This window comes from Agriterribacter sp. (genome assembly GCF_035445465.1).
Taxonomy (GTDB): Bacteria; Bacteroidota; Bacteroidia; order Chitinophagales; family Chitinophagaceae; genus Agriterribacter.
In genome coordinates this window covers 1-4,950 of record NZ_DAOMQT010000113.1, presented here as the reverse complement: position 1 = coordinate 4,950, position 4,950 = coordinate 1, and the positions used below count along the sequence as shown (strand labels likewise).

At 46.0% G+C, this 4,950-nt stretch carries 6 protein-coding genes; 3 read left to right on the top strand and 3 right to left on the bottom strand.

What is annotated here, in order from left to right; translation table 11 throughout:
* Window positions 1–47: 47 nt before the first annotated feature.
* Both PLE34_RS21625 and PLE34_RS21620 read left to right on the top strand, forming a co-directional pair.
* Window positions 48–236, top strand: coding sequence for a hypothetical protein (locus PLE34_RS21625; protein WP_324560660.1), 189 nt, complete (start codon window positions 48–50; stop codon window positions 234–236).
* Window positions 233–619, top strand: a complete 387-nt coding sequence (locus PLE34_RS21620) for a type II toxin-antitoxin system death-on-curing family toxin (protein WP_324560657.1) — start codon at window positions 233–235, stop codon at window positions 617–619. The genes PLE34_RS21625 and PLE34_RS21620 overlap by 4 nt, the downstream gene beginning before the upstream one ends.
* Window positions 620–657: 38 nt before the next feature.
* On the opposite strand, the gene PLE34_RS21615 is transcribed toward PLE34_RS21620, so the two are convergent.
* Window positions 658–810: a hypothetical protein gene (locus PLE34_RS21615; protein ID WP_324560653.1), complete on the bottom strand. Its 153-nt coding sequence runs from the start codon at window positions 808–810 to the stop codon at window positions 658–660.
* 35 nt (window positions 811–845) lie between these two features.
* Between PLE34_RS21615 and PLE34_RS21610 the strand changes: the two genes are divergently transcribed.
* Window positions 846–1,949 (top strand): DUF6807 domain-containing protein, encoded by a 1,104-nt coding sequence (locus tag PLE34_RS21610; protein WP_324560650.1) that lies wholly within the window; start codon window positions 846–848, stop codon window positions 1,947–1,949.
* Window positions 1,950–2,333: 384 nt separating this feature from the next.
* Here the strand turns inward: PLE34_RS21610 and PLE34_RS21605 are convergent, their stop codons facing one another.
* Window positions 2,334–4,577, bottom strand: a complete 2,244-nt coding sequence (locus PLE34_RS21605; protein WP_324560647.1) for a Tex family protein — start codon at window positions 4,575–4,577, stop codon at window positions 2,334–2,336.
* A 57-nt stretch (window positions 4,578–4,634) separates the two neighbouring features.
* Window positions 4,635–4,950 (bottom strand): hypothetical protein (locus tag PLE34_RS21600; RefSeq protein ID WP_324560644.1); only part of this gene is annotated, 316 nt, incomplete at its 5' end.

The following is a 4,950-nucleotide window of genomic DNA, read 5'->3' as shown; positions in this document are numbered from 1 at the left end:
GTCACCGTTCTTCGAAATTTCTTATCTTTATATGATAATTCCTGTTCATGTCTAAAGACGAAATAAAATACGAAATCACTAAAGTGCTTGACCGCTTCTCCGACAAAGCATTGGAGGATATACTTGCGTTTTTGAAAAGTGTTGAAGACAAACATCGGACTGCTATTTTTAATTCCGATATTTTGCAAAAAATCCTTTCCGAAGACAAAGACTTACTCCAGAAACTTGCTAAATGATTTCAATCGAGGAAACCGAAAAAATACACAAAGTCCTGGTTGACACCTTTGGCGGCACACATGGCATACGCGACTTGGACGCATTGCAATCTGCGCTCTCAAGACCATTCCAGACTTTCGACAATGCTGACCTCTATCCCGGTGTTTTAGAAAAAGCAGCTTCACTCATAGAAAGTCTTCTCAACAATCATCCTTTTGTTGACGGTAATAAAAGGACAGGTTATGTTTTGACAAGATTATTTCTATTGACTAATAAGTATAATATCGAGGCGACACAGCAAGACAAATATGACTTTGTTATTAGTATTGCTTCAGGAAAAATTAGATACAAGGAAATCCTGATCTGGTTGGAATCTCACACAAAGAAGCAAACAGATGCCTAACAGGCTTGGTAAAAATGCGGGCAGACGTAATACGTTCGTCAGCGTTTGGTACTTTTTTCAGCTATTGTTCCACCCGACGGAACGCAATCGGCAAAATCTGTAACTTGTACTATAATTAAAAAATCAACTTCGGTAGCCGGGCGGGATGGAATGGTATTATCCGCGCTTCGCCAACCTGTAACGTTGCCCATAACCTCCCTTTATAAAACATTAAACAGAATAGCTCATGAAATCGCTTATACTTTTAATTGCATCAAAACGAATATTCCCGGCAGCCCTCATACCGGCTATGCTATGGCTTTCTTTTTCCTGCAATTCATCAGCTCCAAAATCCGGGACTGAACAAAATGACGCTATCGTGGCGGTAACTTTTGTGAAGCAGGAATCGCAGCACAAAGTGGATGTGCTTATGGATGGAAAGTTGTTTACCTCCTATTGCTGGCCAGACAGTGTGTACAAGCCGGTATTATACCCTGTGCTGAATGCAGCCGGCGTGGAAATTACCCGTGGTTATCCTTTGCAGCCCAGGATAGGCGAGCGTTCAGATCACCGGCACCAGGTGGGCATCTGGTTAAATTATGGCAATGTAAACGGCTACGATTTTTGGGGAAACGGTGCGGAGGGAGAGCGGCAGGTTAAGCTGGGCGCTATAAAGCACCTGGCAGTGGAAACAACAGAAGGAGGAGATGGAGAAGGCACACTGCGGGCAAAAGCCAGTTGGGTAGATTCATCGGGCAGGGAACTTATAGCCGAAAGCAGCACGTATCATTTCATTGCCGAAGGAACGACCCGTATCATAGACAGGATTTCGGTTTTAACCGCTACCGGCGGCAAAGTAGATTTCCCCGATACCAAAGAAGGATTCCTGGGCATGAGGGTAGCGCGCCAGCTCGAATTACCATCGGATGAAGAAGTGACCCTGTTGGATGCGCAGGGCGTGCCCACAAAAATAAAAGCGCTGCCCAATGAAGGCGTTACCGGTAATTACAGGAGCAGCGAAGCTGTTACGGGACCAGATGTATGGGGCACAAGGGCCAGGTGGATGGCCCTGTACGGAAGCATCGGCGATGAAAAAGTTTCAGTGGTGATCTGTGATCATCCCGGCAATATCAATTACCCAACGTACTGGCATGCCCGCGGCTATGGATTATTTGCCGCAAACCCCTTTGGTGTAAAAGACTTTACAAAAGGAAAGGATTCGTTGAATTATTCCCTGCCGGCAGGACAATCCGTTACTTTCCGCTACAGGTTTGTGATCAGTTCTGCACAACAGTTAACAGATGAAGCGATCAACGGGTATGCGGATGCATTTGCAAAGCGGTATGAATAGCAGCTCTTCCACACAGCAGTTCATGTACTAATGGGAACCGATGCTCCCGAATCCATAAGTTTTAAAATGAATTTCGGGAACAATGTATATATCAATCTTGAACCCGACACCAGGGAAGAAACAAGCGAAATAAACGGTGTCGCGCCGGGGTCTGCATGCGGGCAATGTGCATAGCTATGCGACCCCGGCACTTGTGCTGCCTTCTCATTTTCAGTATTCCGCACTATAGCTGTTTTATTTGAGCGCTGAAATTGTATTTCGCTTTGAATTTATTATTTGAATTTTATCCGCCCCGGCGGACAAGCTTGCCTGCCGCAGGCAGGTTTGGTTCTTGCTTTTTGGTTCTTGTTATTTGTTTTTTAGTGCTTTGTATTTTCTATATGCTTATTTCCCAAATTTTTTCTTCAGGGCGCTCAGGGCATCGGTGAGCGAAGCAGCAGACAGGTCGGGCTGCTTTTCTTTTTTTTCAGGTAACTGCTTATGACCTTTGCGGAATTCATTTCGCTGAGGCGCTTCCTGTGTTTGTTTAATAGATAGGGCGATGCGTTTGCGCACCTGGTCAACCTCCAGCACTTTTACCGTTACCTTATCGTTGAGCTTTAATACTTCGCCGGGGTCCTGTATATATTTATGCGCTATTTCCGACACGTGCACCAGTCCGTCCTGCTTTACGCCAATGTCAATAAAAGCGCCAAAGCGGGTAAGATTGGTAACAATGCCCGGCAATACCATACCCACCTGCACTTCTTCAATGCTGTAGATAGCCGCAAATTCAAACTGCTGTACTTCGCTGCGGGGATCCAGTCCGGGTTTCTGCAGTTCTTTTAAAATATCCTCTATCGTATGCTCTCCAAATTGTTCGCTTACATATTGTTTTGGGTTGATGTCTTTAACCAGCGTTTCATTTCCAATTAAAGTTTTAACATCTACCTTATTATCGGCAGCCATTTGTTTTACTATGGCATAGGCTTCGGGATGTACGGCGCTGCCGTCTAAAGGATTGTCGCCTTCCTTGATGCGCAAAAAACCGGCGCATTGTTCGTATGCTTTTCCGCCCAGGCGCGGCACTTTTAATAGCTGGCTGCGGCTGGTAAAGCCGCCGTTTTCATTGCGGTATGTAATGATGTTATCGGCCAAGGTGCCGCCAATGCCGCTTACATAGGCAAGCAAATGCTTGCTTGCCGTGTTGAGGTTTACACCTACCTGGTTCACGCAGCTCACTACGGTTTGGTCTAATTTTTCCTTTAGCCTGAACTGGTTCACGTCATGCTGGTATTGCCCCACGCCGATACTCTTGGGGTCAATTTTTACCAGCTCCGCCAGCGGATCCATCAGGCGGCGGCCTATACTAACGGCGCCGCGTACCGTAATATCCTGGTCGGGAAATTCTTCCCTTGCAATTTCAGAAGCGGAATAAATGGAAGCGCCGTCTTCATTAACCAAAAAAACGGGTAAGCCGAGTCCGAGTTTTTTTATGAACTGCTCTGTTTCTCTTCCGGCCGTGCCGTCGCCGATAGCAATGGCCTCAATGCTGAAAGCTTGCACCAGGCGCCTGATGGTATGTTCGGAATGGCCCAGCTTTCCGGGCTCGTGTATATAGATCAGGTCATTCTTTTTCAACGCTCCTTTTTCATCTAAGCATACTACTTTACACCCGGTGCGGTAACCGGGGTCAATAGCCAGCACTTTTTTCCCGCCCAGCGGTGAACTTAATAATAATTGTTTCAGGTTCTCCGCAAACACATTAATGGCTTCCTCATCGGCCCGCTGCTTCAGCATGGTTCTGAATTCTGTTTCGAGAGCGGGCTGCAGCAGCCTGCGGTAAGCATCCTTCACGGCTTTCCTTACCTGGGCGCTGCTTTCGCTCATGCCTTTGGCATACAGGGTCTCCATTTGCTCAACCGCCTGCTCTTCTTCGGGCGCAATGGCAATACGCAATATTCCTTCCACAAAGCCCCGCAGCACAGCCAGCGCACGATGGGAGGGAACCTTCATTACCGGCTCGCTGTAATCAAAATAATCCTTAAACTTTATGCCTTCCGTTTCTTTATCGCTCACTACTTTACTCTGCAGGGTAGCTTTGTCTTCAAACAGCTTTCGCATCCTGGCGCGAAGCTGCACATCTTCATTTACCTGCTCGGCAATAATATCCCTTGCCCCCTGGAGGGCCTCATCAGCGGTTGTTATTTTTTCATTGAAATATTTTTCCGCTTCAGCATGGAGGTCATTATCCTTTTGTTCGAGGATCAGCAAAGCCAGTGGTTCCAGCCCGTTTTCCTTTGCTACCTGTGCTTTCGTTCTCCGTTTGGGCTTATAGGGCAGGTAAATATCTTCCAGTTCGGCAAGGGTAGTTGCATTGTTTAGTTTTTGCTGTAATTCCCCCGTCATCTTTTCCTGCTCTGTAATGGATTTTTCTATGGCCGTTTTTCTTTCGGTAAAAGCCTTCAGATTTTTAGCTTCATCTTCTATCTGTTGTATCACCACTTCATCTAAGGCACCGGTTCTGTCTTTCCGGTAGCGGGCGATAAATGGAATGGTAGCGCCTTCAGCGAGCAATGCCAGTACGGTTTCCGCCTGCTGTACGCGGATATTGAGTTTTGTTGCTATAAGTGGTGCAAATGCTGTCATACAAATGCGAAACTAAAGGCTGTAGCTGAAAACAAAAACTTGGAAAAATGGGTGAGATTAAGTAAGGGAAGGCTGGGGAATACAAAGCATCAAATAGCAAATAACAAGAACCAAATAAAATACAAATGTCAAATCCGAAGAAGAAAATCCGAAATCCGAACGAGGGCGCCCCTGTAACCTGTACCTTGCGACTTGCAACTCTAAAGAAATACAAAGCATCAAGAACCAAATAACAAGAACCAAATAAAATTCAAATGTCAAATCCGAAGAAGAAAATCCGAAATCCGAACGAGGGCGCCCCTGTAACCTGTACCTTGCGACTTGCAACTCTAAAGAAATACAAAGCATCAAGAACCAAATAACAAGAACCAAA

What these genes read in the sequence shown, in the direction of transcription:
- PLE34_RS21625 (WP_324560660.1), top strand. Translation starts at nt 48, where the DNA reads ATGTCTAAAGACGAAATAAAATACGAAATCACTAAAGTGCTTGACCGC.
- PLE34_RS21605 (WP_324560647.1), bottom strand. Translation starts at nt 4,577, where the DNA reads ATGACAGCATTTGCACCACTTATAGCAACAAAACTCAATATCCGCGTA.
- PLE34_RS21620 (WP_324560657.1), top strand. Translation starts at nt 233, where the DNA reads ATGATTTCAATCGAGGAAACCGAAAAAATACACAAAGTCCTGGTTGAC.
- PLE34_RS21610 (WP_324560650.1), top strand. Translation starts at nt 846, where the DNA reads ATGAAATCGCTTATACTTTTAATTGCATCAAAACGAATATTCCCGGCA.
- PLE34_RS21615 (WP_324560653.1), bottom strand. Translation starts at nt 810, where the DNA reads ATGGGCAACGTTACAGGTTGGCGAAGCGCGGATAATACCATTCCATCC.